Annotated in this window: 2 protein-coding genes; one reads left to right on the top strand and one right to left on the bottom strand. The window is 59.5% G+C overall.

The genetic code is table 11. The features are described from left to right. Positions 1–231: 231 nt before the first annotated feature. On the bottom strand, positions 232–546 hold the full coding sequence (locus RI841_RS16390) for a hypothetical protein (protein ID WP_310706695.1): 315 nt from the start codon (positions 544–546) through the stop codon (positions 232–234). Positions 547–651: 105 nt separating this feature from the next. On the opposite strand from RI841_RS16390, the gene RI841_RS16385 reads away from it, so the two are divergent. After that, on the top strand, positions 652–1,689 hold a 1,038-nt coding region (locus tag RI841_RS16385), incomplete at its 3' end, for an IS1380 family transposase (protein ID WP_310706694.1).

Below are 1,689 nucleotides of genomic sequence, written 5' to 3'. Positions count from 1 at the left end.
CAAACACCAATGAAGACTCAGGCTACATTTTAAAAATTTTCGCTTTAGTTTATCATCTGCCGCTACTACATATTCAGTATAGGTTAAGGTTCCCCAAACGGCCAGAAGCAGACGTCCAGCACATCCTGAATGAGGTGTGACGCTTCTTAGCGTTAGCTGCATCGCCTTTGTAAGGTGCCGAGTCTCGGATGTTCAGCTGAGCTCAGGATAAAGCCCGGTATACCCAACTCCTTAGCCTCGGTGCAACAATGGCTCGAGGTGCTGTCGATAGAGTTGGACGAGATCTATGCCAAACCCCGCAATGTTGGGCTGAAGAAGCAAGACATTGCTTTGAACTTCCTTGGCAGTTACAATTTCGCGATAAGTGACCTCGACGTAGAGGTTGTTCTTTCTAATGCGGTCTTCCATGCATTGGTCAAGCCGCTCCTTGATCTGTTTTTTCATGCCTTCATTATGCAGCGATTGGGAAATTCGGGTGATTGACGAGTCGTAAAGTGAAGAGACTTTATCCCTCTCCTGAAACGAACGCTCTTGATACGTGGTCATCGCAAACGTAATAGGATCCTCCTTATTCTCCGAGATCAACCCGGCTAATTCATGAGGCCGACCTAAAAACGAAGATGGCGAGTGGTTTTCTCTTGTAGAATCAGGATGTTCCTGGCAGAACACGATTCAAGAGGACCACTCGCCATGGGTGAAAGCCTATCCACCTGGACGCCCTCGTGCAACGGCTCTGTCCGTGTCGAGCTGAGCGGCCAGCGCACCACCAGCGACAGCGGCGCTCTGCTGCTGCGTGAAGCCCTCGACAACAGCGGCGTGATCGAGGCGCTGGAGGACAACCTGGTCGATCCGCGCCATCCGCTGCGCATCCGTCATTCGCTGGCCAGCCAGCTTCGCACTCTGGTGCTGCAGCGCGCGATGGGCTGGATCGATCTCAGCGATACCGACACGCTGCGACGTGACCCGCTCTGGCAGCTGGCCTCCAGCGATGCACGAGGGATGACGCCCCTGGCCCAGGACCGGCCGTCTCAAGCCACGCTGTCGCGGCTGCTGACCTGCCTCGGGCGCAACGACAACATCGATGCCGTGCACGAAGGCCTGCTGCGGCTGGTGGTCTGGCGCCTGACGTCGCTGAAGAACGGCGAGCGCCCCAAGCAGTTGACCCTGGACATCGACGGCCTGCCGATCGAGGTCCACGGCCACCAGGGCGGCTCGGCCTATCATGGCCTGTACGGCGCACGGATCTATTCGCCGCTGGTCGCCTCGCTGGCCGAAACCGGCGACATGGTCGGCGGCCTGCTGCGCGAGGGCAACGCCGGCCCGGCCGAGAACGCCGACACCTGGATCCCGCATCTGGTACGACGACTCAACGAGAGCACCGGCGCCCAGGTTCGGGTGCGCATCGATGCTGGGTTCACCGACAACGCGACGCTGGAGGCCCTGGAAGATCGCGACATCGAGTACCTGGGCCGACTGCGCAGTCACACCGGCCTGCAGCAGCTGGCGGCACCGCACCTGAAGCGGCCACCAGGCCGGCCACCCGAGCAGCCTCGCGAGTGGTGCCACGACCTGGAGTACCAAGCCGGTTCCTGGCCGACGCCGCGGCGCGTGGTGCTGGTGGTGCAGGAACGCCCCGATGACCTGTTGCTACATGCCTTCTTCCTGGTCACCAACCTCGGCAAGTTCGAC

Source organism: Halomonas sp. (assembly GCF_031581305.1).
GTDB lineage: Bacteria > Pseudomonadota > Gammaproteobacteria > Pseudomonadales > Halomonadaceae > Halomonas.
Note: the sequence above shows the minus strand (reverse complement) of the source record. Positions and strands in the feature narration are given on the sequence as shown.